The following is a 26,902-nucleotide window of genomic DNA, read 5'->3' as shown; positions in this document are numbered from 1 at the left end:
CAGCGCGTCGACAACACGACGCTGCCGTGGGCCTACGACACCACCACCACCCAACCGGCCGTCTTCGTCAACGTCTCCGCCCAGGGCGACAGTGACTCCATCGGCTGCCGAATCAAGATCGACGACGCGGTCAAGGACGAGAGAACGGTGAACACCTTGAACGCCTACACCTACTGCCTGGACAAATCGGGATGAGCCACCACACCATCTCGCGGCGACGTTCGGTTCCCGACGGAATCAGGCGCTACTCGGTGCTCATCGCGCTGTTCTGGCTGGGCCTTGCGGTGCTGACGAACGTCTTCGTGCCACAGCTGGAGACCGTCGCCGAGGCGCACAACGTGTCGTTGAGCCCCCAGGATTCACCGTCGCTGCAGGCCAGTAAGCGGATCGGCAAGGTCTTCGGCGAGTTCGACTCCGACAGTTCGGCGATGATCGTCCTGGAGGGCGACCAGCCGCTCGGCGCCGAGGCCCACCACTACTACGACGGTCTGATCGCAAAGCTCGCCAAGGACACCAAGCACGTAGAGCACATTCAGGACTTCTGGGGTGACCCTCTGACGGCGGCGGGCTCACAGAGCAACGACGGCAAGGCGGCGCTGGTGCAGCTGTACCTCGCCGGCAACCAGGGTGAGTCGTTGGCCAACGAGTCCGTCGATTCGGTGCGCGACATCGTCAACGACACACCGCCGCCGCCCGGCCTCAAGGCCTATGTCACCGGCGCCGCTCCGCTGGTCACCGATCAGTTCGAGGTCGGTCGCCACGGCACCCTTAAGACCACCTTGATCACCCTCGGGGTGATCGCAATAATGCTGTTTTCGCTTTACCGCCGTCTGACCACGGTGTTTCTGGTGATTTTCACGGTGATGATCGAATTGACCGCGTCGCGTGGCGTCGTGGCCGTACTCGCGAACGCGGGCATCATCGAGCTGTCGACGTATTCGACCAACCTGCTGACGCTTCTGGTCATCGCCGCGGGCACCGATTATGCGATCTTCATCCTGGGGCGTTTCCACGAAGCGCGCTACGAGGGGCAGGATCGCGTCTCGGCGTTCAACACGATGTACCACGGAACCTCGCACATCATTTTGGGTTCGGGCCTGACGATTGCCGGCGCCGTGCTCTGTTTGACCTTCACCCGGCTGCCGTATTTCAACAGCCTCGGCGTTCCCGCCGGCATCGGCGTCCTTGTTGCCGTGGTGGCGGCGTTGACCCTCGCGCCCGCCCTTCTGGTCATCGGTCGCCATTTCGGTCTGTTCGAACCCAACCGGCCGATGCGCACCCAGGGCTGGCGGCGCATCGGGACAGCCATCGTCCGCTGGCCCGTCCCCATCCTGCTGGTGACGGTCGCCATTGCGGCGATCGGCCTGATCGCCCTGCCGGCATACAAGACGAGCTACGACGCCCGTCCCTTCATGCCGGCCAGTGCGCCTGCGAATGTCGGCTACGCGGCCGCCGAGCGCCACTTTTCGGAGGCACGGCTCAATCCCGAACTGCTCATGGTCGAAGCAGACCACGATCTGCGAAATTCGACTGACATGATTCTGCTTGAGCGCGTTGCCAAGGCGGTGTTCCACACCGACGGCATCGCTCAGGTGCAGTCGATTACCCGACCGCTTGGCACGCCACTTGATCACACGTCGATACCGTTCCAGATCAGCGCGGGCAGCGCGTCTCAGATCAACAACCTGCCGTTCCAGCAGGCCCGCGGCAGCGACCTGCTCAAGCAGGTCGACGTGATCAACAACTCGATTGACGTTCTGCGACAACAATATGCGCTGCAACAGCAGTCCAGCGCCGCCACCGACGAACAGACCAAGGCATTCCAGCAGACGGTCGCCGTGGCCAACGACCTGCGCGACAAGATCGCCAACTTCGACGACTTCTTCCGGCCGTTGCGGAACTACTTCTACTGGGAGCCACACTGTTTCGACATCCCGGCCTGCGCCGCGCTGCGGTCATTGTTCGACGCGCTTGACGGCATCGACGCGCTGACCGACCAACTTGCCAGTGTCTCGGGAAGCATCGACAAGTTGGATGAATTACAGCCCAAGCTGCTCGCGCTGATTCCGCCCCAGATCGCGAGCCAGGAGACGAACCGCGACCTGACCCTGACGAACTACGCAACCACGTCAGGCATCAACGACCAGACCGAAGCCGCGTTGCAGAATTCCACCATCCTGGGCCAGTCCTACGATGCGTCGAAGACCGACGACTCGTTCTACTTGCCGCCGGAGGCATTCACCAACCCCGAATTCCAGCGCGGACTGAAGCTGTTTCTCTCGCCGGACGGCAAAGCGGCGCGCATGATCATCACCCACGAAGGCATTCCCGCGACGCCCGAAGGCATTTCGCATATCGATCCCATCAGACACGCCGCACAGGAGGCCGTCAAAGGCACCCCCCTTGCGGGTTCCAAGATCTACATCGCAGGCACTGCGGCCACCTACAAGGACATCCAGGACGGCGCCGAATACGATCTCCTGATCGCCGCGATCGCCGCGCTCAGCTTGATTCTGCTCGTCATGATGTTCATCACCCGAAGCATCGTCGCCGCGGTCGTCATCGTGGGCACGGTGGCCGTGTCGTTGGGTGCCTCGTTCGGGCTTTCGGTGCTGATCTGGGAGGACCTGCTCGGCGTCCCGCTGTACTGGATCGTCTTGGCGCTCGCGGTCATCCTGCTGTTGGCGGTCGGGTCGGACTACAACCTGCTGCTGATCTCTCGGTTCAGGGAGGAGATCGGCGCCGGCTTGAACACCGGGATCATCAGGGCGATGGCCGGTTCCGGCGCCGTGGTGACCGCCGCCGGTCTGGTGTTCGCGGCGACGATGGCGTCTTTCGTGTTCGCCGACTTGAGGATTCTCGGTCAGATCGGAACGACGATCGCACTGGGACTGTTGTTCGACACGCTGATCGTGCGATCGTTCATGACACCGTCCCTCGCAGCGCTGCTCGGGCGCTGGTTCTGGTGGCCGCTGAATGTGCGGCAACGTCCTGTCCCCCAGGCATTTGCGTCAAGCGACGCGAAACAGCGCCAACTACCGCTGTGGGAGGACGAGGATTCAGCGGATACGGCCGAACTGCCGCCGCGCCACTAGGCCGTGGCGAGCTGGTCGGATGGCCCGGAGGACGGCACCGAAGCGGTCGGCAGCTTGCCCTTCAATCGCGCGACCCTGCGGAGCTGAGCCGCCATGTTCATCGACGTCAGCATCGGGATGCCGCCGATGAACGTTCGGAAGGACGGGTGGCCGCCATGGATGTGCAGCACGAAGAGACAGCCGACCACGTAGAAGAAGCCGATGGTGAACAGCGCCGCAGGTATTGCATAGGCGAGCGGTGAGCGGGCGTCGTCAACCAGTTCGGTCGCATAGTCCACTTCGTCTTGCGACATCGGTTCGCGCTTGCGGAGCTTGGCCAGCACCGCTTTGTGGGCGCCCACCTGTTCACCCAGGGGGTGGGATGTCCGACGCTCCAACCGGCTGATGTAGACGAATACGCAAGTGGCGAAGACCATTTCCATCACTGCGGCAAGTATTGTGAGATCACCCCACGGACCGAGATTCACGCGTCGCTCCTTTTGCTACCTGAAACTCTCGCGACGTTACCCCAAGAACCTGGGAAGGCGCGTTGCTCAGAGCGCAGACAGAGGCGGGCACACCGTGATGAGCTGGTCGCGGAACTGAAGGCGGTGCGTGATGGGTAACGGCCAAACGAAGGTGTTGATAGTCGGGGGCGGCTTTGGCGGGTTGTTCTGCGCGCGCAGGCTCGGAGGCGTCGATGTCGAGGTGACGCTGCTGGACCGCGCCGCTTGCCACGTGTTCCAGCCGCTGCTGTATCAGTGCGCCACGGGAACACTGAGCATGGGGCAGATCAGCCGCTCACTGCGCGAGGAGCTCGCGCGTCATCACAACGTCAGCACTCTGCTCGGCGAGGCGATCGACATCGACGCGGACGCGCGCCTGGTCACCGCTCGCCGGCCCGACGAGTCCACCTTCACGCTCCACTATCACGTGCTGATCGTCGCCGTCGGAATGCGCCAGTCCTACTTGGGCCATGAGGAATTCGCGCAGTGGGCACCAGGGATGAAGACGCTCGACGACGCATTGAGCGTCCGCCGCAGGCTGTTCGGCGCCTTCGAGATGGCCGAAACCCTGCCCCCTGGACCGGAGCGCGCCGCATGGCTCACCTTCGCCATCGCCGGCGGCGGACCCACCGGCGTCGAGTTGGCCGGGCAGATCCGCGAACTGGCGACCAGAGCCCTGGCCAACGAATTCCACAGCATCGAACCGCAAGACGCACGAGTCCTGCTGTTCGACGGCGGAAGCTGCGTGCTTGGCAGCTTCGCGCCGGCCCTGACCGGCAAAGCCACCAAAATTCTGAACCACCTTGGGGTCGAACAGCACATGGGGGTGCACGTCACCGACGTACGATACGACGGCGTGACCGTCACGCCCAAAGCGGGCGGGCCGCCGGAGAACTTCGCGGCACGGACCGTCCTCTGGACGGCAGGCGTTGAAGCCGTCCCCTTTGCGCGGCGTCTCGCAGAGGTGCTCGAGGCCAAGTCCGACCATGCCGGACGCATCGCGGTGGACGCCGACCTGTCGGTGCCCGGCCACCCGGAGATCTTCGTCATCGGCGACCTCGTCGGCCGCGACAACCTGCCGGGAGTGGCCGAGAACGCCATGCAGGGCGGACTGCACGCGGCCGCCTGCGTTCGTCACGATCTCGCAGGCAAGCCTCGTCCGCGTTACCGGTACCGCGATCTGGGCTCCGCTGCGTACATCAGCCGCGGACACGCGCTGCTTCAGGCCGGCCCGATCAAGCTCGCCGGGTTCTTCGGGTGGCTGGGCTGGGGACTCATCCACATCGCTTTCCTGACCGGTCTGCGGAACCGCTTCAGCACCCTCGCCACCTGGCTGGGGTCGATCGCGCTCGCCCGACGCACCGACCGGACATTCGCTCTCGGTAGCACCACCTCCCCCGAGCACCCTTACACCTGGCTGAAGTTCGCACACCCCAACATGCTTGAGGCAAAGGGTAATTCGACGAAGGACATCCCTACGCCTTGAAGCCTGGGGGCGGCGCTACAACCTTTTCGTAGTGCCGGCGAAGCTCAGCGCATGCTTGTAGGTGGCCATGTTGTCGGCCGAAATCTTCTCGTGAACACGGCGTTCGAAGAGGACACGCGATATCGGGCTGTACGCGTGATAGGTCTCATGGAACGTCAGCAGGGTCGTGCCGTCCGGTCGTTCCTCGAGGCGGTGGTACCCCTCGGCGCGAGACCAGAGCGGCTTGCTGATGGCCACATACCGAGAGAGTTCATTAATGCGGGCCTCGGTGACCGTTTCCCACGATCTGGCCTTCCCGCCCGACAACAGGTAGCGAGGCACGTCGAAGACGCAGGTCCGCACCAGGCCCTGGCCGGCTTCGTCGCCTTCGGTGAGAATCTCGATCCGGCCTGCCGGGTACTCGATGATGCGTGGCAACGTCGCGTCTGGCGGTGGCGGCGGGTGAAGGACTCGCCAGACCTTGCGCACTGGGGCATCAACCGCGAAAGTCGCCGTGAAAGACCGCATCAGTGAGCTCCCCAGGTGTTCCACGAGGTGACGGTCTGCACCGGTGGGCGGCGCGCAGGTTTGAAGTCGGTGCCGATCGTGTAGGCCACCGGCAACAACGCGGCCTGCGTGACATTGCTTGGTATGCCGAGCAATTCGGCGACCTCGTCGGCCTTGACGAGGTGCAGCGTCGTCCACACCGATCCGAGTCCGCGCGCTCGCAGTGCCAGCATGAAGCTCCACGCGGCCGGGATGATCGACGCCCACGCCGACGCCGCTACGACCAACTGGTTTCCATCGAACCGGCCTTCGACACAAGGGATCACATGCACCGGTACCTGAGCCAGGGTCTGGCTGAGCGCATGCGCGCTCTCGTAGACCTTTCTGGTCTGCGGATCGGATGTCGTGCGGGCCGCGTGCGCCAGGTAATCCTCGCCGCATCCCCGGTAGATGTCGGCGATAGCCGCCCGCTTGTCGGGATCGGTGACGACCATCCAGCGCCAGTTCTGTTCGTTGCTTGCCGTCGGCGCCTGAATCGCCAGGCGCAAGCACTCGACGATGACTTCCCGTTCGACGGGACGCCTGAGGTCGAGTCGGCGCCGAACCGCCCTCGTTGTCGAAAGCACCTCGTCGACCGCTGAGATATCCACGGCATCCCGTCCTATCTCCAGACCGGCCTATCACGCCATTTTTATATCTTTGGCGACGTCGCGGCAAGGCTACGGTGAGTGCTTACGCGTTTCCGCAACCCACTCATGCCAGGATGTCGCTTATGACGGTGGTGCTGGTGCATGGCAACCCGGAGACAGACGCGGTGTGGGACCCGGTCGTCGAGGTCCTCGGTCGCGACGACGTGGTGCGGCTTTCCCCGCCGGGTTTCGGTGCGCCCCTGCCGGACGGTTGGCCGGCCACCTACCTGCATTACCGGGACTGGCTGGAAGATGAGCTCACGAAGTTCGACGATCCGGTCGACCTAGTCGGGCACGACTGGGGTGGCGGCCACGTGGTCAATGCGGTGATGCATCGCCCGGCGCTGGTGCGAAGCTGGGCCAGCGACCTCATCGGGGTGTTCGACCCGGCCTACGTCTGGCACGACCTGGCTCAGGTGTGGCAGACGCCTGGGGACGGCGAAGCGCTGGTCGAGACGATGATGGCCGGTACGTTGCAGGATCGGGCCGAACAATTGGTCGGGCTCGGCCTGACACCCCAGGTCGCCGCGAAAATGGCTGCGGGCCAGGGCCCCGAGATGGGGCGGGCGATCTTGGCGCTCTACCGTTCGGCAGCGCAGCCCGCCATGGCTGAAGCGGGCCAGGAGTTGGAAAAAGCTGCTGCGCGACCGGGATTGTCCATTCTCGCCTCCGAGGATCACTACGTCGGCTCGGACGAGATCCGCCGCCGGGCCGCCCAGCGTGCTGGCGCCCGCACCGAGGTGCTGGACGGTTTGGGCCACTGGTGGATGGTGCAGGACCCGCCGCGCGCCGCGGCCGTGCTGTCCCAATTCTGGGACTCAGTCACCTAGCGCCACAACTTCTTCGGTGTGATAGCTGCGGAACCGTCCATCCGTAGACGCAGATAGTGGATGATCACGCTGAAGTGTTGCCGTGGGGTAGGGGGACTCGTTGCCGAAGCTCGGTGAGCATGCTGTGGTACTTGGAGCGAGCATGGGCGGCCTGGTAACCGCGCGCGTTCTGGCCGATTTCTATCAGAACGTCACGGTTGTCGAGCGCGATGCGTTGCCCGACGACCCGGCGAACCGGCGGGGAGTGCCTCAGGGCCGCCACGTCCATGCCCTACTCAGGCGCGGCGCACAGATCCTCGACGAGCTGTTCCCCGGATTTCTCGATGAACTCGCTGCCGCGGGCGCGCCCGTTTCAGGCGATGGTGACCTTGCTAAAGGCTATTTCTCCTTCGGCGGACACACCCTGATCCGACACGGCACGGTGCCGGATCCCGAATCAACGGCGATGGTTCTTTCGAGCCGACCGTTTCTCGAGTACCACGTGCGGCGGCGGCTGCGCGCCATCGCGAACGTGACCGTTTTGGAAGGCCACGACATGGTCGAGGTGACGGCGACAGCGGATCAGACCCGCGTCACCGGTGCTCGAGTGGTCAACCGCGCCAGCGGCGACGAACGCACTCTGACTGCGGACCTGGTCGTCGACGCGATGGGCCGTGGCGCCCACACTCCGGCCGTGCTCGAGAGCCTTGGCTACGAGCGGCCGGCCGAGGACCGCATCACCATGCACACGACCTACGTGAGCCAACTGCTGCGCATGCCTTCCGACGCTCTGCAGGAGATGGTGGTGATCATCGGCTGCGCGCCGGGCAGGCCGACGGGGATGTTTCTGAGCGGCTATGAGGACGACACCTGGATGTTCACCGTCTTCGGGATGCTCGGAAATGAGCCACCCGCCGACCGGGCGGGCATGATCTCATTTGCCGAGGCGTACGCCCCCGCCCATATTCTTGCGGCCGTGCGGGAGGCTGAACCTGTCGGAGACATAGCGCGTCACCGCATGCCGTCCAGCCAGTGGCGACGCTACGACAAGATGAAGCGATTTCCCGATGGTTTGCTGGCGGTCGGCGACGCGATCTGCAGCTTCAACCCCGTGTATGGCCAAGGAATGACGGTCTCCGCTCTGGACGCTGTCGCCCTTCGCGATTGTCTGCGCCGCGGCGACCACAACCTGCCTCGGCGATACTTCCGCGCCGCCGCGAAGCAAATCGGTGTGGCCTGGCAGATGGCCGCCGGCGCCGACCTTGCTTTTCCCGAGGTAGAAGGACGGCGGAGCCCGGCGACGCTGCTGATGAACCGGTTCGCGGACTGGGCGCTGACGGCTTGCGAGTCGGACCCGATCACCGTCACACGGTTCTTCCGGGTCAACAGCCTGGTCGACCCCCCGCTCCGTCTACTGCACCCGTCCTTCGTCATCCGCGCGGCGAAGGTCAACCTGCGCCGCCGCAAACGCATTCAATCAGCCACCGTGGCGAGCGCAACGTCGCGGTGACTCACACTGAGGCGGGAATTCACTGCGGCACAAGAGCAACCGAGATATCGCCGCAGCGCTGTTCATCACGTCAAAGAACGTCGACGTCAAGCTGTATCGCGTCTACCGAAAACTCGGTATCCAATCGCGCTCACAGCTGGCTGGGCGACCGGAGCGGTTCGTAGCGCGTTGCGCGGCACGCACCTTCGACGAGTGGCGGGCGAAATCCGTTGAGATCAGCCAGGAATAGCGTCGGCGCGTGGCTCCAGGCCGAAGACCTGCATGGCGGCTGACTTGCCCTTCAATGCGTGCGATCCCCGTTCGGTGAGTCCGGGCGGTCGGGTAACCAGGGCGTCGACGCACTGGTGGGTGAGAAGGATCGTGTCGCCGGTGGTCTTGGTGAGCTGCTCGACGCGGGCAGCGACGTTGACGGTGTCACCGATCAGGGTGAACTCGAGCTTTCCTGCGCCGCCGATGGTTCCGGCAATCACCACACCGGTGTTGATCCCGATACCGACCCGCAGCGCGCCGCCGAATCGTTCGGCGACAAGGCGGTCGATCACAACGGCAGCGCCCACCGCGGCGTCAGCATGGCCGGCGAGGTCGTTCGGCGCGCCGAATACGGCCAGCGCGCCGTCGCCGAGGAACTTGTTGACATGCCCACCGACGTCGACAACCGCAGGCACCACGATCTCGAACAGGGCGTTGAGGCGGGCGACGGTGTCCTCGGCGGAGTTGGCTTCGGCGAACGGGGTGAAGTCGCGGATATCCACGAACATCACGCTCACCTCGCGGCGCTCACCGGTGAAGATGTCGTCGCCCTGCTCGAGCAGACGCGCCGCCAGACCCGGATCGACGTATGTACCGAACGCCGCTTGTAGTCGTTGCCGCTCAGCCAAACCCGCTTGCATACGGTTGAACGACGCCGCCAGCGCACCGAGGTCATCGTCCTGAACCACCGGCAGCCGTTGGCTGTAGTCGCCTGCCGCCACACGCTTGGTTCCTTCAGCAAGATCACGAACGGGCCGCAGCGACGGGGAGAAAGAAGCGCCGACGACGAGCGGTGCGAAACTGAGCGTCAAGGCGCCCGCGATCACGACAGCGAGCACGGGTGCCTCACTGGCCTGGAACACCGCCGCCAGCAGCGCCGCCAGGACAGCGAACGAGAACGTAGCCGCCAGCAGGGAAGCGTTCGACCACGCAGCAAAGGTAGGTCGGGAGCGGGGCAGGGCGTCGCCGATAGCGGTGTCACCGGCGATGGCGATCCTGATCGGGCGCATTGTTGCCTCCACGAAACTGTGCATGACGATCAGCGAGGCGACAGCGCCTGAGACGGCGCCGACAATCCCGTACTGAATCAGCCGCGATCCCGTCGCCCCGGCGATCGCACCGACAACGACCAAGAGAAGTGCGATCAAAACAGCGGCTGCGCATACCGTCCGGCCAACCGCTCCCCTGGCCCAGGCGTAGGTGGCCTCCAATGCCATCGCTCGATCAACCTCGCGGCCTGCCGCCCACTGCTGCACACTGCGGCTTGGGCCTACGCCGGCGAGAATCGCCACGTACACCAGCACCAGCACGGCGACAGCGGTGACGGCGGCCGCATCGACGAAGCGGTCGGACCCCTCTAATGCAACAACGAGAAACGCCGAACCGAGCCACACCGGCAGCATGGCGAAGTAGCTGATCGCATAGACCGCCCAGGAGTACCTCGGCCCGTACCGATCCCACGCCCACTGCCAAATGCGGTCCATGGCACGACACTAAACGCCCGCTACACGAAACGACCTCCGGTCGCGGACAGCTCGCCGGCCGATGCGACCGGCCCACCAGCCCCTAGAGGCCCTCTGATCGGTTGGGCGGGCGGGGCTCGAACCCGCAACCAACGAATTATGAGTCCCTAGACAGCCCGCGGACGCCCAGCCGAAACTGTTCGATCCGGCGCATCAAATCACCTGTAAGACAGCGGTTTCGGTCGTTCCCGATAGTGTTGCGGTTCGGCCAGGGTACGTCTCCAAATCGCCCTTGGCCGCCGGGGTGACGCCGGGGCGAGACGGCGTGACCGCTTGTTAGCTACCGACTAGGAGAGGGTAGCCACGGCCCGCAGGCCGTCGCGACTACCTAGCCAAGTTTGACCCCGAGCCGGTCAGTCACGGCGAAGAGCTCTTCGTAGATCGACCCGGGAATGGAGTGCGACTCGGTCTCTGAAACCTGAGCGAAGTGTTCGGCGATGTCGTCGGCAGTGGCGGTGACGTCCTTCTCGGCCATCCAGCCGTCGCCGAGACCGATGAACACCCTTCCGTATCTGCCCGCCAAGGCGGAGTAATTCTGGTGGGTGGTTTCGCAGGCGCGACTTGCCAGATAGGTAACCATCGGGACTACCTTTTCCGGCGATATCAAGTCCTTTAGTCCTGTTTCGTCCAGTGTCTTCGCATCTACCGTCTCGGTGACCATGCGCGAGAATCCGAAGGGCAACACGGTGTTGGAGAGGATGCCGTGCTCGGCCCCTTCTAGGGCAATGACGTTGCTCAACCCAACCAGGCCAGCCTTCGCGGCGCCATAGTGTGCCTCAAGATGCTGTCCGAACATTCCGCCTGATGACGAGATGAACACGAACCTGCCGTAGCCCTGCTTTTTCATGATTTTGAAAGCCGGCTGGCTCAGATGAAACCCGCCATCGAGATGCACCTTGAGCATCTGCCGCCACTGGTCGGGGGTCATTTCCTCGAAGGCGATGCTGTTGAAGATCCCGGCGTTACTGACCACCGCGTCCAACCGTCCAAAGTGCTCGATTGCAGCTAGGACAATCGCCTCACCGCCCTCAGGGCTGTCGACCGAGTCATGCGAGGCCACGGCCTTGCCGCCGCCTTGAGTGATCTCATCGACGACCTCATCGGCTACCGTTGTATCGGCGCCCTCGCCGGCCATGCTGCCCCCGAGATCGTTCACAATGACCGACGCACCCCGCTTTGCGAGGTCCAGCGCATACAACCGACCTAAACCACGCCCCGCGCCGGTGACCACTACTGCCTGGTCAGTGAAGTCGATCATCATTACTCCTCTCAAGTGGCTATTTTTCGTCGCGCGATTCGCACCCTACATCGGAACAGATATTTGGTCAGACGTCTGCCGATCCAGGCCGTCGCGGCCTCCACTCAGCCAAGTCGTGCAGCAACTTCTCGCGAGGTGAACGCATTGGATGAGCACCCGGACGGGTTGGTGTCATACCAAATCTTTGCTCCATTCGCCTATCTGCGTTAACCTCCAACGACGTGACCGACAACGGCACCACCGCGCCCGTATCAGGCTCGAAGTCGCACAAACCGGACATGCCGTCGCACGCTAAATCCCGACGCGCATGGTTGATTCGGGCGAGAAATTCGGCCGTCGCCACGGGCATGCGACTTGGCTTAGGGGTGATTGCGGCGATTCCTGACGGTGCCAAGCGGCTGGTAACGCGATCCATCACCATCGATGGGAACACGCTGGATCCCACGCTGCAATTGATGCTGGCCGGGCAGAGGCTCACCGGCGTAGAGAGCATATTGACCGGGGCTGACCCGGTGACCAACCGGCTGCGACTGCGGCGACAGACCAAGGTCATCGATCGGAATCCCGTACAGGTTCGAGCGGTGGCGGACCTGTCGATTCCCGGCCCGGCAGGTTCGATCCCGGCGCGCCATTATTTTCCGGACAACGATGAAGTCGGCCCGCTGTTGATGTTCATCCATGGGGGTGGCTGGGTGATGGGCGACCTTGATACCCAGGACAACCTGTGCCGGGTGATCTGCCGCGGTGCAGGCATTCACGTACTTTCGGTGGACTATCGACTGGCGCCAGAGAACCCTGCGCCCGCGGGGGTGGAGGACTGCTACGCCGCGTATCGATGGGCGCTGCAGCACGGCCGTAAGATGAGCACCCGGCCAGGTGTGGTCGCGGTCGGCGGCGACAGCGCTGGCGGCAACTTGTCAGCCGTGATTTCGCATCTCGGCCGGGACGACGGCGTGGCGCCCGCGCTCCAGTTGTTGCTCTATCCATCGACCGATGCGCGGGCCGAAACGCGCTCGCGAGCCCTGTTCGCGAATGGATTCTTTGTGACCGAGGCGGCAATGAACTGGTTTCGCGACCACTACCTTGGTACATCGCAACTGGATCCAACAGATCCTCTCGTGTCGCCGGTGCTTGCCGAGAATCTGTCAGGCCTGCCACGCGCGCTGGTGATCACCGCCGGATTCGACCCTCTGCGCGATGAGGGCGAAACCTATGCCAAGGCGATGCACGACGCCGGAGTAGTCGTCGACCTCCGCCGAATGTCGTCACTGACGCACGGCTTCGCCAGCAACTGGCCGCTGGGAGGTGCCAGCGCGTCCGCGATGGGGGAGATCATCTCCGCGTTGCGTGCGCATCTGTCTTACCTGTGACATGGCGATGCGCGCCTGATGGGTGCCGCTCCTCAGCCGCACCGGCAAGAGGCTGACGACGGAGTGAGTGATGAAAAACCTAATAGAAATCCCCGTGCTGAGGCCCGTCCGATGGCGCAAATATTGTCGACGGTGATGGCGAAAAGTGCGACGATCGAGAAGTCGATGCCAGGGAGGGCCACGATGACCGGCGTTAGACCGGACAAGCGAGGGCGGGTATGAAGCGACTCAACGGCATGGACGCCATGCTGCTCTACAGCGAGGCGCCAAACGTCCACGCGCACACGATCAAAGTCGCGATCATCAACGCTAACCACTATGACGGTGAATATGGTTTCGATGATTTTCGCCAGCATGTCCGCCAGCGGCTGCATTTGCTAACCCCGTTGCGTTACGAGCTGATTGACATTCCACTACGGCTGCATCGCCCGATGTGGCTACAGAATTGCGATGTCGATCTCGACTATCACATTCGCCGAGTCACGGTGGCGAGCCCAGGCGGTCGGCGAGAACTCGACGACGTCGTCGGGCAGTCCGCGAGTCGCCCGCTCGACCGCAGCCGTCCGCTGTGGGAGTTCCAATTCGTCGAAGGTATGGCCGATCGCCGCTTCGCCGTCATCGCGAAAATCCACCACGCTTTGGCCGACGGGGTGGCTTCAGCCAATCTGCTGGCCCTGGCGATGGATCTCACAAGTGCAACACCCAATGAACGCGATGATTACGAGGTGTGTGAGAAACCTTCGACGGCAGCCCTTTTGCGGGCGGCAGGTTCTGACCATCTGCGGCAACTGGCGCGGCTGCCCGCTGTCATCAAGGACACAGCCGGTGGTGTGTCGAGGGTACGTCGCCGAACCCAAGAACGCGGCCGACATCCGGACCTGGCGCGCCTAATGCACGCTCCACCAACATTCCTCAACCACGTCGTGTCGCCGGTGAGGACATTCGCCACCACGACGCTGTCGCTGGCGCAGGTCAAGGAGACAAGCGCAAGCCTGCGGGTGACCATCAACGGCATAGTCCTAGCAACGGCGGCGGGAGCCCTGCGCGAGCTGCTGCTCCGCTACGACGGCAGAGCGGACCAACCAATCGTGGCATCGGTGCCGGCCAGCACCGATAAGTCAGCTGACCGAATCACCGGTAACGAGTTGAGTGGCATGGCAATATCGCTGCCAGTGCATGTGGATGACCCGCTGGAATGGGTACGACTCACCTCCGTGGCCGCCGCGATCGCGAAAGAAAACTACGAGTTGATGGGTCCGGAGCTATGGGGGCGTCTGATGGCTTACCTGCCGAATATGGCGGGCCCCCCCGCCTTCAGATGGCTCGCGAGACGCGATTCCCAAAATAGATTCATGAATGTTCCGATCTCCAACGTTGCCGGGCCCCGCGAGCGCGGCCATTTTGGCGGCGCTGCGATTAGTGAGATTTACTCGGCGGGACCTCTCACCCCTGGCTGCGGTATCAACATCACAGTCTGGAGTTACGTGGACCAGTTCAACATCTCCGTCATTGCCGACGATCGCAGTTTCGATGACACCCATGAAGCGACTGACGCCATGGTTCGCGCCTTCTCACGAATTCGTTCTGCGGCAGGACTTTCCGATAAACTCACACCAGTCGACTCTGCGATGGCCAACGCCAGCGCGGTGTAATCTCCCTGACGTGTCACCCCAAGATCGGAAATCGCCGCTCGCGCGCCAGTTGATCGAGCGCGGCTTGCATGACCGATCGGACATGGGCGTCAACATCACCGATGTCGGGGTCTCTGCCGAACCTATTAGCTACGTCGACGGGTTCGGTCATCTGTGTGACTATCCGCGTCGGTAGGGGGAAGTTCGGCGGAAGGATAGCGCTGAACCCGAACGGGAAACCCACCGACAGGGGCAAGATGTCGGATCGAAAGCGTCCCAGACCGAGCCGCTTTGCGAGCCAGGTGCCGCGTGTCAAGAACAGTTGACTTTGTTGCCCACCGATGGAGACAGTCGGCACGATCGGCACTTCAGCATCGATTGCGGTCCTGATATATCCGGTGCGCCCCTTGAAGTCAATGACATTCGCGTTCATCGTCGGACGGTACGCGTCGTACACGCCCCCCGGGAACACAAGGACAACGCCGCCCGACTGCAATGCCCTCACAGCGTTTACTCTGTTGGCCGGGATGAGCCCAATACGGCGCACCCAGCCACCGAGCGGCCCAGCAAACAGCCCATCATGCCCGAGGATGTAAAGCGGGCGGTCATAGCCGAACTCGTTATAAAACGCCGACGCCAGAATGAGGACATCAGGGGTGAATAGGCCGCCCGAGTGGTTGGACACGACCAGCGCACCGCCGGTCGAGGGAAACGATTCCAATCCATACACCTGGGTGCGGAACCAACCCTTGGCCATGGGTGTGGCAGCGTTGATGAGTTGGCGCGTTACATCTGGGTCCCAGCCAAAAGGTTCTGAGTTGTCGTCTTCTGCGTTCACGTCGCTCCTCCATCCCGATCATTGGCCTCCGGTGCACACAACTCCGGCGGCATGCTCGCGTTGATCTGGTCCATGACCTCTTCGGGCAGAGAAATATAGTGCGCCAGTACCTCCGAGTGCGCAGCCGTCATCGGGGTATATACCTGCGGCGCAACGGCATTAACGCGACTATTAAGCGCAGCCCCTCCAATGCCAGGTTGCGCGTCAGCCCGAACACCGCCCCGTTGGCGGCGCCGTAGCTGGTCGAGCCGGGGATGCCGCCGAGGATCGCCTCTGAGACGGTGTTGAGATGCGCCCGTACCGTCGAAGCGTAGCTCCGTCATGCGTCCGCTGGTTTTCACATCGAACAGCACCGGCAACGGGATTGGCGGTCTATTGGTCTTTCGTGTGAGCACGCTGCCCGGCGGGTAGCGCTCGTGAAGTTCACTTTGTCTTCGGAGAGCCTGTTGTCGAACAGCATTGCAGCTAGAGCCGAATCTCTGCGGTCTCAGCCATGGTGCTCGTCTTCTGACGAGGGGACGGTGGTGTCCGTAGCGCCGGAGCGAGCGAACTTCATAGCAACCAGCGTGAGCCGCTGCAGTACGGGTGCAGGCAGGACACGGGCTGCGGCGATCAGCACACGAGTCCGAAAGCCGAGTGCCACGGGAGGCGGCTCACCCGGGGTGACGGTCTGCGTCGGGATGCCCATCACCATTCGAGTGAGTCTGTGCAGCGTCTTGCTGGGCAGCAAGCGGTTCGAGATTAATAACGTGCGTGCATCGGGGCCTACGGCGTGGCGCGCGAACGGAGAGCGGTCGTCGTCGATCACCTTGACCAGCCGACGCGCGAAGCGCGTCGGCGAGTATGCCAAGCGCATCGCTGCTTTGCCCCGACGTTCGATGTTGGTGTGGTGCGCTGCGTACGGGCCGTCGAAATCCCGATAATCGGATGTGCCTGCGTCGGTGATGATGTCGGTGTCGAACGTTCCGGTCACCAGGATGGTCACTCCAAGCCCGAATGGCCCTATCTCGCCGGCCATCGACTCGCCCCAACGTTCCAATGCTCCCTTGGCCGCCGAATACGCGGCGATTGCCGGCAATCCGCGTACCCCGCCCTGACTGGAAATCAACACGATTCGGCCACGACCCGCCGCCCGCATCGACGGCAACAACGCTTGTGTCAGCACCACCGGGCCAAAGACATGGGTTGCGAACATTCGCTCCCATAAATCGATCGGCACTTCCTCGACCATGCCGGCCGCCGAGATTCCCGCGTTGTGGACAACCACGTGGGGAGCGCCGACACGTTCTTCTATGGCCTGTGCCGCGGCCGCGATGGACGGCGGATCGAGCAAATCAAGTTGCACACCGATCAGCCGCGGATCGTCGGAAGCTGCGCCGGTAGCAGCTCGCAAGGCTTCAAGCCCGGTATCCGGCGAACGCATTGCCGCCACGACCCGCCACCCCCGCTGATAAAGGTACGTCGCTGACGCCATACCGAGACCCCTTGAGGCACCGGTGATCACGGCGGTGCGCGGTTCACTCATTTGGCGGCACTCGTCAGGAACGGCGAAAAGACTAAGTCGCGCTCGGGTTTCATTGACTGCTCTCGTTGTCGCATTGCTTCCGACGATGTTCTTGAGTTCTAGTGCCGGCTCCAACGCCGCCTGTCCAATGCGTAAAGCCACGGCAGTGTCAAAAACGGTGTCATGTACCAGATGTCAAATACCCACCAGCCGGTGACTCCGAAGACACTCGAGCCGAAGCGCTCTGGGAAGTTCACGACCATATTCACCATGTAGCCCAGCCACAGCATCATGTAGGCCCAGCTGGTGATGATCATCCATCGATATCCCCACCGCTTCAGCTTGATGAAGCCGTATGCCGCCACCAGCCTGGCCGGGAATACGCCCAGGATGCAGAAGACCTCCCAGCTCTTCTCGCCAGCTGCGGCGGCACCGCCCGACCATAGGCTGTTGTAGTCAAGGTAGTAGCCGGCGTCGACCAGACGACCCCACCCCGTGAATGCCCACTCGACGATGCGGGCATCGTGGGCCCAGAGGTCTAGAGACCACCCCACGAAGTTCGCGGCGGCGTCGACCATTGCGAAAATCCCGAACAGCGTCACCGCGCCGGGCCGGACGAACTCCCCCGACTTCTTGGCCCTTGCCGTCTTCACGAAACCGATCGCGATGACGACAAGCCCGATGGGGCTGAAAAGAAGACTCCCTGCTAGCACCGCGCCAGTGATCAACCAGCGATCAGAGGCCGTGACGATAGGACCGTCGTGTTCGGGAACAACATGCTGTGTCTTTCCCTCCGTCAAGGACACAGCTGCACTGGTGTCGCTCATAGGACCCATCCGTAACGTAGGGCGACGACCGGAATGACCGCGGAAGCGCCGATAACTATGCCGATCAGACAGGAAATAGCAACGGCCATCAATAGTTTGGTTACGGTTGGTACCTGCACAACGTACCAGGACGCCCCGTTGCTCAGATCGACATCGCCGTCGTCCGGGGCCACCGGATCGTCCACGCTTGGCTGTTCCATCCGGCTCGCAGCGAAATACCAGACGAAGAGAATGAGCAGGTCGAGGGCGACAGCACCGGCGAGTAATCCTAGGTCACCCCAAAAGCCGTTACCTCCCAGCACTGGAAGATGCTCAGGCAACTCCTTGCCGTCGCCAAATCCGGTGCCGTACCCATACCCGACCGCCGCGATATAACAGGCGGAGATGACGAGCACAAAGAAGGCGACGCATACGCCGGCGAGCACGTATATCCCGCGCTTGCGCTGGCGGTAGCCGGGATCATCGCCGTCGCCTCCCGCTGCTGACGGCCGGTTATCAGTATCCTGCGTTGTTGAGATGTGTTTAGCCACAAAAGACTCCGCTCGGCACATCGGATGCATGTGACAGCTTGCATTCAACTAGCCAACTTGCTGTCCTGAGCCTCCCCGCCGGCCGGAACACCATAGCCGCCCCTCCCCTAGACGTGACGACGATAACAGGAACAGATATTTGGTTCAAGAGTTAGTGGCGAAAACGCTCGATCATGCTGTAAATCCCACGGAGATAAGCATTACTTGGCATCGTGAATTTGCTTGGATAGACCAATTATTTGGTTGTCGATTGATGCTCTGCGTTGTCAAGGTCCCTAGAGTCGGTCCGGCTCGTGAACACGAGGGAGAGTGGGTGCGCTATGACTGATTCAACCGCGCGGCACCGATGTTGTTGCCGGTCAACGGGCATCGTTTCGCGGTCCCAACCGCACGCTGGACCCCTCGGGGTGCGCAGGCGGTGCTGTTATTAGCCCGCCACCTACCAAACAGGTACCTGTTGTGGGAGGTCCGGCGACCGCCGAGGGTGTACGACCTCGGTTGATGTGTGAAATTTCGTCTTCGGCTGATGCGTGACAGTGGTTTCGGTTGATCGCCCCAACCATCCCGCCGCAGGAGCATGTCCTTATCGATGTCCTCCAACGCGGGCGCTCTCGATATCGCCGACGAGCGAGTCGACAAATTTGCCGATGGTCATCGCCCACAAATCTCCGGGCTTGTTCCTCCGTCCCGGCAAGTCCGGGGCGAGCACGGTTAACTCCGGTGCCCACCGGTGGATCTCCTGAACAGTCAGCTCCCACGAATCGGCAGCGAGCCGCCCCCGTGCACAACGACCATTGCAGGCAATGTCATCGCGGCGCTCATTAAGCGCCGTTGCCCAGGACCGCATCGTTAGGCTCAAGGAGCGACGGCGCGTTGGGATTCGCCGCGACAGTTAGCTAGCGCGCTGCCCCCGGGCCCAGTCCGCCCGGTCGCCGGGGTGAGCGGCGCAACCGCAACTGATGGGAAAGCACAAATGCCTCTGACCAGGCTTTTAGCAGTGGGGCGGGCGGGGCTCAAACCCGCGACCGACGGATTATGAGTGGGGTGCTCGCGGCGATGCCCGCCCCTGCTCGTCTTACCCTGTCTAACAACAGATTTGCTCGCCTGACTCGTTTCCTGAGGACCCAATGAATACGGTCGATTCCGGCGAAGCGAATTGGGAACGCTGCTTTACCATGGCTGCCCACTCGGATCCATTGACGTCCTCAGACGTACCAAATACAAAGCCATGGGCTCGGCGGGTCGCCGCCTTAGTTGCATCCGGCGGCGTTGACCCATCTGCCGTTGTAGCTGACGCAGCCGGTCACGTTCGGTGGCGGTGGTGGGTCGTACGGCATCGGGGCGTAGTACGCGGGCGGCGGAACATAGGGCGCGACGGCGTCGGCGACGTTGGCGCACCCACTCACCTGCACCCGGCGCCCTCCGCTGACGCACACGTCGGCGTTAGCGGTACCCTTCGGCTGGATGGTGAGAATCACGCCGGGAATGGCAGCGATGGCCAACGCGCTTGCTGTCGCGACGGTCCATGACCGTTTCCACTGAGTGATATTGGATGTCATCATGACCCCAGCGGTGACGCGGCAAGGTCGCAGCGGCTTCTCAGGTCGGTCAGCGGCTGGCGTATGCCGTTGATCTCCGACTGGACTTGCGGGTGGGCATCCATGTAAGTGGAAACGCGATCGTGGATTTCCGCGTTGGGCTGCCCACGCAGGCTGGTGAAGAAGTCGTTGACGTCTGGGTGGCTGAACAAATAGTCCCCCATCGCCGTTCCGACTGTCCCCGATGCCACTGCTAGATCACCCGCGGTGCAGTTGGGCGGCGGTACGGCGGGTGCGGGTTCGGCAATGGCAATTGAAGTGCCCCCGAAAAGCATTGCGCCGGCACCGATCACCCCGAGTCCCGCACCGAGAAGTTGACGTCCTGACAGCCACATGATGCACTCCCTCACTCAATGGTCAGACGACCATCGGCGTCGCAAGCTAACCACACCCAGGGTGGTAATTATCGCGAGTAGCAATTTCTCTACCAGCGACTTCGGTCGAGGTTGGCACCGGACCTGGATAACTTGCCGCCGACCTGTTCGCAACCGCATCCGAGGTCGAACCGCGTAGGCTCTGGCGGTCGTGGAGGCTTCGCCTGATCTGGGGCAGCGTGCGCTCGTCGCGCTCGCTGAGCTCCGGGCGCTGCTGGGCCCGAGCGGACTCGACTCCGAGGGAGCGATCGACGACCCGGGCACACTCGAGCAGCTTGTCGACGATGGGCTCGCCGCGCTGCGACGAATGTTGCCCGGCTACACGGGCCGTGAGGTCGTGAGTGTGGCGCCCCTAGCACTCGAGCTCGGCGAGATCCGATTGATGCTGGCCGGCGAGCGGGTGGCGCGGCCCCTCGACGGCGTCTTGCAGGTTCAGCGAGCACTGGCCCGACTGCGTGCCGTCGGATCGACCGATCAGATGCTCACGAAGGCGGCGCCATCGACCAACAGCGGGCCGCCCTCATGTGAGCGCAAGCGTGGAAGGCCCGTATGACCGCTTGCCGCGCTCACGATAGGTGCGAGATATGAATGGGGATATGCGTTTTCACCTCGGAGCCGGCGCCGACACACTAACCCCGCGCAATACGCCGGAAGGTTAATTGCGAGTAAGAACACCAAGCAGGCACTCTGTCCGGATCAGGCGCGTAGCGTCGGTTTCGCGCCGGGGACATCTGAAACGACGAGAGTTGACACCAATGGCAGTTCAGAAGAAACCGAATATCGTCATGATAATGGCCGACGATGTGGGCACCTGGAACCTCAGCGCTTACCATCGCGGCATGATGGGCGGGTCCACGCCCAACATCGACAGGATCGCCAGGGACGGGGCGCTGTTCACCGACTATTACGGACAGCAGTCATGCACGGCAGGTCGGGCCGCCTTCATCACCGGGCAAACCCCCTTCCGCACAGGGTTATTGAAGGTCGGCATGCCCGCTGCCAAGCAGGGACTCCAAGACTCGGATCCGACTATCGCCGAACTTCTCAAACCGCTTGGCTATACCTCGGCGCAGATCGGCAAAAACCATTTGGGTGACCGCAACGAGTACCTGCCGACCGTGCACGGATTCGACGAGTTCTACGGCATCCTGTACCACCTGAACGCCATGGAGGAGCCCTATGACCCGGAGTATCCGAAGGTCGACGGCTTTCACGACCGCTTCGGCCCGCGCAACATAGTCGACACCCAGGCCAGCGACACCGACGATCCCACCGAACATCCACGCTGGGGACGGGTCGGGAAACAGACTATCGCCGACGGCGGTCCGCTGCCGCCACACCCCGGCATGGACGAGGCGGCGCAGACGAACATGGAAGACGTTGATCCCGAGCTCGTTCGGCGCTCACTCGACTTCATCGACCGCTCCGTGGCAGCCGACACTCCGTTCTTCCTGTGGCACAACTCGACCCGGTGTCACGTCTGGACCCATCTTGCGCCGAAATGGCAGGGCAAGAGCGGATTCGGCCTCTACGCCGACGCAATGATGGAACTGGACTGGGAAGTCGGGCAGATCCTCGACAAGCTCGACGACCTCGGCATCGCCGATGACACCATCGTGCTGTTCACCAGTGACAATGGCGCCGAGATCTTCAGTTGGCCCGACGGCGGCAATCAACCGTTCCGGGGCGAGAAGGGCAGCACCTACGAGGGCGGCTTTCGGGTGCCCATGGTGGCCAAGTGGCCCGGCGTCATCAAGCCCGGCGCCATCGTCAACGAGATCATGGCCCACGAAGATTGGCTCCCAACGATTCTGGCCGCAGCCGGTGATCCAGACGTCAAGGACAAGCTGCTCGCGGGGCACGACGCTGGCGAGAAGACGTTCAAGGTTCACCTCGACGGCTACGACTTCACGCCGTACTTCAAGGGCGACGCCGGCGAAGGGCCACGCCGCGAGATCTTCTACTTCAGCGACAACGCCGACCTCATGGCGGTTCGTTACAACTCGTGGAAACTCAATTTCAAGACCATCGTCGGCAATCTCTTTACCGGCAAGGAAGATTCGACCAACGTGCCCGTGGTGACCAACCTCAGACAGGATCCATGGGAGCGATACCAGACCGAGGGCATGCTCTACGGCCGCTGGTGGGGCGAGAAGCTATGGACCATGGTTCCGGCCATCCAGATCGTCGGCGAATTCCTTGCCACCTTCAAGCAGTACCCGCCCAGCCAGGCATCCGGCACATTCAGCGTTGAGAAGGCCCTGACGATGTTGCAAGAAGGAACCCTCAAGAACTGACGCGAGCGGCGTGTCCGTCAACACAATGTTTCTCCCGGCGCTGCGATCGTCGCATTGCCATCACACATCGACGAAGGGTTCCGACATGAAGAGACTGACTGCAGTATTAGTGATGGCCACAGGAATGGCCCTTGCGCCGGCAGCGCTAGCGCCGGTGGCTCATGCCGACGTCTGCGCCGCCGCCGGCGGCCGCCATGTCGCGGTAGGTGGCTGCACTAACGTGGCTGGCGATGCCGCGGCCGTAGCCATTGCGTCGCAAGACAATCCCTACGTTCCCAACGAGGTCCCCTGCTACACGGTGCAGGGCACGCCCTACTACACGCCTCCCGGCGACCCCTGCTGACGGCTCGGGGCCAGACACTAAATGTGGAGCTACCAACGTGGAGGAGTCTGCAACGTTCGTGGCCTTGTGATGTGGGTGACGGCCGTCCTGATCGCTGCGACCGATGCGCCGCCGATTCAGCCGAACCGAATAAGGATCCGTTGCCGGGGTGGAACGCCACGTCCGCGAAAACATCGATTACCGATTTCGTAACCCGTGTCACCACGCCGAGTACGCCGGACTTCGTGCCGGCCGAAGAGCGCATCGCCGTGCTCGACAATGACGGCACCCTATGGCCAGAGGACCCGGTGCCGTTCCAACTCCAGTTCGTGATTGACGAACTCAATCAGCGAACGCCAAACAGTCCGCGACTCGCGGCCGATCCGATGGTTCAGGCGGCGCTTCGCGGTGACCTGCCGACCTTGCTGGCAGGCAACGGGCACGACGGACTGCTGCACGTTCTGGCGCTCACCCACACCGGTATGACGACCAACGAGTTCGACGACACCGTGCGCGCGTGGCTCGTGAAAGCGAGGCATCCGCGCTTCGACCGCCCCTACGATCAACTCACGTATGCTCCTCAGCTCGAACTGATGAACTATCTGCGCGCGAATGGATTTCACACTTATATCGTCTCCGGTGGCGGCGCGGATTTCATGCGAGTGTTCTCTCAGCCGAGCTACGGGATTCCGCCGGAGCCGGTCGTCGGTTCGACGGGCACCGTCCAATACGAACTCCGCGACGGCAGGCCGTCTCTCACCAAGACGGCCGACTACGTGTTCGTCGACGATAAGGCGGGCAAACCCGAAGGGATCCATGAGTTCATCGGTCGGCGTCCGATCCTCGCCGTTGGTAACAGCGACGGCGACCAGGCGATGATGGAGTACACGACGATCGACAACCCGCGCCCGAGTCTCGGGGTCCTGATCCATCACACGGACGCCGTACGTGAGTATGCCTACGACGCTCATCCGTCATCGTCCGGCAAGCTGGTGACCGCACTCCAAGAGGCCAAGCACGCCGGCTGGACCGTCGTCGACATGAAGGCAGACTGGAATACGGTGTTCGGCCCGTAAGTAGTCATGCGCGACGCAACGGCACACCCAGCGCGGTCGAAGCATCGATCGCCGACTCGCCCGCTGCCACCGTTGAACGGTTCCTGTTTCTTCATGCAGGCCTGACACAAAGCCGTCACTACGACCTCCACGCATACCCGCCGCCGCCGGACACCCCGCAGGCAGCTTAAGCAACGACGTCGACATCCTGGAGTTCGCCGGCATCGATGAAGAGCAGACCGCCAGCCGGCCAACCGACCTTTCCTTAATTTGTCTGCTACCGGGGTTGCGCGAGTGAGCAAGCAGATCTTCCCCTCCACGGCGACCCGCTGGCGGGACCCCAACAGTTTCAATACGCAGTGGCGACCGCCGCGGGACCAAGTTGGGCGCGGAATGTCAAAAAGCCACTTCAGTGGGGCTGATCAGTGGGGCGGGCGGGGCTCGAACCCGCGACCAACGGCTTATGAGCCCGTATTCGGCGGCCGCACGACCAGGCGAATCGATTAGGTGATGCGCCACATACCGCCTGCAAGACACCAGATTTGGCCGTTGCCACCGCGGAGAAGAAAAAGCTACGCGGGCAAATCCACCCGCAACGCCAGGTGCTCATCGAGTATCCGGCGCAGCGCGGCGTCCATCGGATGCGCGGATGCGAGATCGCGGCCCAACCGGCTGTCCACCACGACTACCGTGCCCTCACGCAGTTCGGCGGTGTCGACCTGGTCGACGAACGGATCGAACAATGCGGGCGGTGTGGCGAGGTAATACAGCGCCCGGCGCGACTCGTCGAACCCGGCGGCATACATCAGTCCGTGTTGGGTGATCACGAAGAGTTCCGAGGTGATTTTGGCGTTCGGGGACTCGGCTTTGCCCCATGCCATTGCGGCGCGCTGGGTCTGTGCCAATCGATCCGGGACGTCATCAGTCAGCGTGAGCAACCTTTCGACTAGTGCTCCACCCATTCGCGGATATGCGTCGATCGCGGGTCTGAAGTACCGCTGGAAGATCTCACCGAAAAAGTCGTACAGTGGCTCGCTCATCGCGGCTCCCTAGGTTTCAGACGCGCACCCTCAATTGTGCGCCCGAACCGTCCGCTGAGCACGAGTTTGGCGATGGCGGCTGCCTCGCTGATGTCGATGTCCTTAATTGCGGTGAGCAGGGTGAGCATTGCGTCCACGGTTGGCGAGTCGGTGCGGTCAACCGAGGAGCGATACAGACGGATCCGGGGCCCAAGTAGTTGTCCGGTTTGTCGCGGACGCTATTGATCTCGCTGGGATGTCTCGGCGATGCGTGTGTGAAGTTCCAGGCCGCGGGCGTCGTCGGGAACCCGTGGTGGTTCCAACGTCAACGTCTCGCCGCTGGACGCTGCGCCGGCGTCCGTACTGATGGCCTTGTCAGGGCGCTCGGACGCTTGCGGTGTGGCGCGCTCCAGAAATCGGAGCAGTTCGACAGGGAAGGGTAGTACCAGTGTGGAATTCTTCTCTGCGGCGACCTCAACGACGGTCTCCAAGAGTCGCAATTGCAGGGCGGCTGGGTGCTCGGCCATGATCTCGGCTGCTTGGGCCAGCTTTTCGGACGCCTGAAGTTCGCCCTCGGCGGTGATGACCCGAGCCCGTCGCTCACGCTCCGCCTCAGCTTGGCGAGCGATCGACCGCTTCATCGAATCGGGCAGCACGACATCCTTGATTTCGACGCGATCGATCTGAACACCCCAGCCCAGCGCAGGACTGTCGATCATCAACTCCAACCCCTGATTGAGACGCTCACGGTTGGACAAAAGGTCGTCCAGATTGCTCTTGCCGATGATCGAGCGCAGTGATGTCTGTGCAACCTGGCCGATGGCCGACACGTAGTCCTGCACGTCGACAGCCGCACGCACCGGGTCCGAGACCTTGAAGTAGATGACAGCATCCACACGGACGGTCACATTGTCGCGGGTGATGCCATCCTGGGAAGGCACGGGCATGGTGATGATCTGCATGTTCACTTTTTCGAGGCGATCGGCGATCGGAATCAACATCGTGAGTCCCGGTCCGCGGAGGCCGGATTGCACACGGCCGAACCGGAAGACGACGCCGCGTTCGAACTGCTTGATGACCTTAATATTCGCTCCGAGCCAGAGCACACCGATGCCGACCGCTGCGGCCAGTGCGTAGAGGGTGATCATTTCTATCTCCAATCTGCCCGGCTTCGGCTGCGGGTACTCGTCAGCGGGCTCGGGCTGCTATTACCGATGAAACGCCTGTCCTTGCGACAATGCGAGTGACCGTGCTCGGCTCCCCGACCAAGCAAACGCCCGTGTTCGGGCAGTGGAAGAGCCTTCTGAGCTCTGACCTCGGCACAATTGCGTATGTGCTGTTCGAGAGGCGCCAGCTGGCAACTGCCGCCGCGACGAGCGCGCCACACCTCCAGCACGATGGACGAATACGCATGAATCGAACCGCGGCATGTCATTCCCAGGCGTGGCAGGTGCGCGGACGATGGAAAGGGAGGCGAAGGGAAGGAATGGGCGATGAAGGCCAAGGTAGGCGACTGGTTGGTTATTAAGGGCACAACAGTTGAGCGATCGGATCAGCGCGGGGAGATCACCGAGGTGCGTTCGGCGGATGGCTCGCCGCCATACACAGTGCGATGGCTCACCAGCGGCCATGTGGCAACTGTTTTTCCCGGCACGGACGCGGTCGTCGTCACGGCCGCGGAACAGGAAGCGTCGGACAAGCGGGGGCGGTAGTTGCACAGTTCCAAGGTGGGGCGGGCGGGGCTCGAACCCGCGACCAACGGATTATGAGTCCGCGGCTCTAACCAACTGAGCTACCGCCCCGATGCACGGCCTTAGACTCTAGCGCGCGACCTCGGTGCCCGAACAAGCACTTCTTCGGATTCCCCGACTGCTTCTCAGCGCCCAGGTGGGGCTGGAATCCTCCATCACGGGCCCCATCTGTCGCCGACGCCCAAATGCTAACGCC

General features: G+C 62.7%; 26 protein-coding genes and 1 tRNA gene. 13 read left to right on the top strand and 14 right to left on the bottom strand.

Going from position 1 to position 26,902, the window contains the following annotated elements; genetic code table 11:
* Positions 1-195 (top strand): MmpS family transport accessory protein (locus QOJ24_RS06000; RefSeq protein ID WP_526260061.1); only part of this gene is annotated, 195 nt, incomplete at its 5' end.
* On the top strand, positions 192-3,095 hold the full coding sequence (locus tag QOJ24_RS05995; protein ID WP_526260059.1) for an MMPL/RND family transporter: 2,904 nt from the start codon (positions 192-194) through the stop codon (positions 3,093-3,095). The genes QOJ24_RS06000 and QOJ24_RS05995, both read left to right, overlap by 4 nt.
* On the opposite strand, the gene QOJ24_RS05990 is transcribed toward QOJ24_RS05995, so the two are convergent.
* Complete coding sequence (locus tag QOJ24_RS05990; protein WP_526260057.1) at positions 3,092-3,562, bottom strand: hypothetical protein; 471 nt, start codon at positions 3,560-3,562, stop codon at positions 3,092-3,094. The genes QOJ24_RS05995 and QOJ24_RS05990 overlap by 4 nt on opposite strands.
* Positions 3,563-3,692: 130 nt before the next feature.
* Here QOJ24_RS05990 and QOJ24_RS05985 point away from each other — a divergent pair, with 130 nt between their 5' ends.
* Positions 3,693-5,066 carry an NAD(P)/FAD-dependent oxidoreductase gene (locus tag QOJ24_RS05985; protein WP_526260055.1) on the top strand — a complete coding sequence of 458 codons (1,374 nt, stop codon included), beginning with the start codon at positions 3,693-3,695 and terminating at the stop codon, positions 5,064-5,066.
* A 15-nt stretch (positions 5,067-5,081) separates the two neighbouring features.
* Here QOJ24_RS05985 and QOJ24_RS05980 read toward each other — a convergent pair whose 3' ends face one another.
* Positions 5,082-5,573, bottom strand: coding sequence for an SRPBCC family protein (locus tag QOJ24_RS05980; RefSeq protein ID WP_526260053.1), 492 nt, complete (start codon positions 5,571-5,573; stop codon positions 5,082-5,084).
* The gene (locus QOJ24_RS05975; RefSeq protein ID WP_526260051.1) at positions 5,573-6,202 is read right to left on the bottom strand and encodes a nitroreductase family protein; all 630 of its coding nucleotides are present in this window, start codon (positions 6,200-6,202) and stop codon (positions 5,573-5,575) included. Before QOJ24_RS05975 ends, QOJ24_RS05980 begins: the two co-directional genes overlap by 1 nt.
* 122 nt (positions 6,203-6,324) lie before the next feature.
* Between QOJ24_RS05975 and QOJ24_RS05970 the strand changes: the two genes are divergently transcribed.
* The 3 genes from QOJ24_RS05970 to QOJ24_RS05960 all read left to right on the top strand — a co-directional run bounded on the left by QOJ24_RS05970 (position 6,325) and on the right by QOJ24_RS05960 (position 8,789).
* Positions 6,325-7,071, top strand: coding sequence for an alpha/beta fold hydrolase (locus tag QOJ24_RS05970; RefSeq protein ID WP_526260049.1), 747 nt, complete (start codon positions 6,325-6,327; stop codon positions 7,069-7,071).
* Positions 7,072-7,195: 124 nt separating this feature from the next.
* Complete coding sequence (locus QOJ24_RS05965; RefSeq protein ID WP_526260070.1) at positions 7,196-8,560, top strand: FAD-dependent oxidoreductase; 1,365 nt, start codon at positions 7,196-7,198, stop codon at positions 8,558-8,560.
* 22 nt (positions 8,561-8,582) lie between these two features.
* A complete protein-coding gene (locus QOJ24_RS05960) occupies positions 8,583-8,789 on the top strand; it encodes a LuxR C-terminal-related transcriptional regulator (protein ID WP_526260068.1) in 207 nt (68 codons plus the stop codon).
* Here QOJ24_RS05960 and QOJ24_RS05955 read toward each other — a convergent pair.
* Positions 8,776-10,293: an adenylate/guanylate cyclase domain-containing protein gene (locus QOJ24_RS05955; RefSeq protein ID WP_526260047.1), complete on the bottom strand. Its 1,518-nt coding sequence runs from the start codon at positions 10,291-10,293 to the stop codon at positions 8,776-8,778. The genes QOJ24_RS05960 and QOJ24_RS05955 overlap by 14 nt on opposite strands.
* Before the next feature lie 367 nt (positions 10,294-10,660).
* Positions 10,661-11,590: an SDR family NAD(P)-dependent oxidoreductase gene (locus QOJ24_RS05950; protein ID WP_526260066.1), complete on the bottom strand. Its 930-nt coding sequence runs from the start codon at positions 11,588-11,590 to the stop codon at positions 10,661-10,663.
* A gap of 278 nt (positions 11,591-11,868) precedes the next feature.
* Between QOJ24_RS05950 and QOJ24_RS05945 the strand changes: the two genes are divergently transcribed.
* Together QOJ24_RS05945 and QOJ24_RS05940 are read left to right on the top strand one after the other, a co-directional pair.
* Positions 11,869-12,960 (top strand): alpha/beta hydrolase, encoded by a 1,092-nt coding sequence (locus QOJ24_RS05945; protein ID WP_526260065.1) that lies wholly within the window; start codon positions 11,869-11,871, stop codon positions 12,958-12,960.
* Between the two features lie 218 nt (positions 12,961-13,178).
* A complete protein-coding gene (locus QOJ24_RS05940) occupies positions 13,179-14,612 on the top strand; it encodes a WS/DGAT/MGAT family O-acyltransferase (RefSeq protein ID WP_526260045.1) in 1,434 nt (477 codons plus the stop codon).
* Positions 14,613-14,625: 13 nt separating this feature from the next.
* Here the strand turns inward: QOJ24_RS05940 and QOJ24_RS05935 are convergent, their stop codons facing one another.
* The 6 genes from QOJ24_RS05935 to QOJ24_RS05910 form a co-directional block, all read right to left on the bottom strand.
* Entirely contained in the window at positions 14,626-15,429 is an 804-nt protein-coding gene (locus tag QOJ24_RS05935; protein ID WP_526260043.1) for a lysophospholipid acyltransferase family protein, read from the bottom strand.
* Positions 15,430-15,916: 487 nt separating this feature from the next.
* A complete protein-coding gene (locus QOJ24_RS05930; protein ID WP_526260041.1) occupies positions 15,917-16,954 on the bottom strand; it encodes an SDR family oxidoreductase in 1,038 nt (345 codons plus the stop codon).
* A gap of 98 nt (positions 16,955-17,052) precedes the next feature.
* Positions 17,053-17,760, bottom strand: a complete 708-nt coding sequence (locus QOJ24_RS05925; RefSeq protein ID WP_526260039.1) for a hypothetical protein — start codon at positions 17,758-17,760, stop codon at positions 17,053-17,055.
* Positions 17,757-18,290 (bottom strand): hypothetical protein, encoded by a 534-nt coding sequence (locus QOJ24_RS05920; RefSeq protein ID WP_526260037.1) that lies wholly within the window; start codon positions 18,288-18,290, stop codon positions 17,757-17,759. The genes QOJ24_RS05925 and QOJ24_RS05920 overlap by 4 nt, the downstream gene beginning before the upstream one ends.
* Positions 18,291-19,540: 1,250 nt before the next feature.
* Complete coding sequence (locus QOJ24_RS05915; protein WP_526260063.1) at positions 19,541-19,849, bottom strand: hypothetical protein; 309 nt, start codon at positions 19,847-19,849, stop codon at positions 19,541-19,543.
* Positions 19,849-20,223 (bottom strand): hemophore-related protein, encoded by a 375-nt coding sequence (locus tag QOJ24_RS05910; RefSeq protein WP_526260036.1) that lies wholly within the window; start codon positions 20,221-20,223, stop codon positions 19,849-19,851. The genes QOJ24_RS05915 and QOJ24_RS05910 overlap by 1 nt, the downstream gene beginning before the upstream one ends.
* 190 nt (positions 20,224-20,413) lie before the next feature.
* On the opposite strand from QOJ24_RS05910, the gene QOJ24_RS05905 reads away from it, so the two are divergent.
* The 4 genes from QOJ24_RS05905 to QOJ24_RS05890 all read left to right on the top strand — a co-directional run bounded on the left by QOJ24_RS05905 (position 20,414) and on the right by QOJ24_RS05890 (position 23,957).
* A complete protein-coding gene (locus tag QOJ24_RS05905) occupies positions 20,414-20,815 on the top strand; it encodes a hypothetical protein (protein ID WP_526260034.1) in 402 nt (133 codons plus the stop codon).
* A 202-nt stretch (positions 20,816-21,017) separates the two neighbouring features.
* Positions 21,018-22,559: an arylsulfatase gene (locus QOJ24_RS05900; RefSeq protein ID WP_526260032.1), complete on the top strand. Its 1,542-nt coding sequence runs from the start codon at positions 21,018-21,020 to the stop codon at positions 22,557-22,559.
* 85 nt (positions 22,560-22,644) lie between these two features.
* The gene (locus QOJ24_RS05895; RefSeq protein ID WP_526260030.1) at positions 22,645-22,902 is read left to right on the top strand and encodes a hypothetical protein; all 258 of its coding nucleotides are present in this window, start codon (positions 22,645-22,647) and stop codon (positions 22,900-22,902) included.
* A gap of 224 nt (positions 22,903-23,126) precedes the next feature.
* A complete protein-coding gene (locus tag QOJ24_RS05890; RefSeq protein WP_526260028.1) occupies positions 23,127-23,957 on the top strand; it encodes an HAD family hydrolase in 831 nt (276 codons plus the stop codon).
* Positions 23,958-24,508: 551 nt separating this feature from the next.
* Here QOJ24_RS05890 and QOJ24_RS05885 read toward each other — a convergent pair.
* Positions 24,509-24,976 (bottom strand): glucose-6-phosphate dehydrogenase, encoded by a 468-nt coding sequence (locus QOJ24_RS05885; protein ID WP_526260027.1) that lies wholly within the window; start codon positions 24,974-24,976, stop codon positions 24,509-24,511.
* A gap of 218 nt (positions 24,977-25,194) precedes the next feature.
* Positions 25,195-26,103, bottom strand: a complete 909-nt coding sequence (locus QOJ24_RS05880) for an SPFH domain-containing protein (protein WP_526260025.1) — start codon at positions 26,101-26,103, stop codon at positions 25,195-25,197.
* A gap of 345 nt (positions 26,104-26,448) precedes the next feature.
* On the opposite strand from QOJ24_RS05880, the gene QOJ24_RS05875 reads away from it, so the two are divergent.
* Positions 26,449-26,667 (top strand): DUF1918 domain-containing protein, encoded by a 219-nt coding sequence (locus QOJ24_RS05875; RefSeq protein WP_526260023.1) that lies wholly within the window; start codon positions 26,449-26,451, stop codon positions 26,665-26,667.
* Positions 26,668-26,683: 16 nt separating this feature from the next.
* On the opposite strand, the gene QOJ24_RS05870 is transcribed toward QOJ24_RS05875, so the two are convergent.
* Positions 26,684-26,757: transfer RNA gene (locus tag QOJ24_RS05870), tRNA-Ile, on the bottom strand.
* Positions 26,758-26,902 lie beyond the last annotated feature (145 nt).

The sequence above is a fragment of the Mycobacterium sp. genome (assembly GCF_032159775.1).
GTDB lineage: Bacteria > Actinomycetota > Actinomycetes > Mycobacteriales > Mycobacteriaceae > Mycobacterium.
Note: the sequence above shows the minus strand (reverse complement) of the source record. Positions and strands in the feature narration are given on the sequence as shown.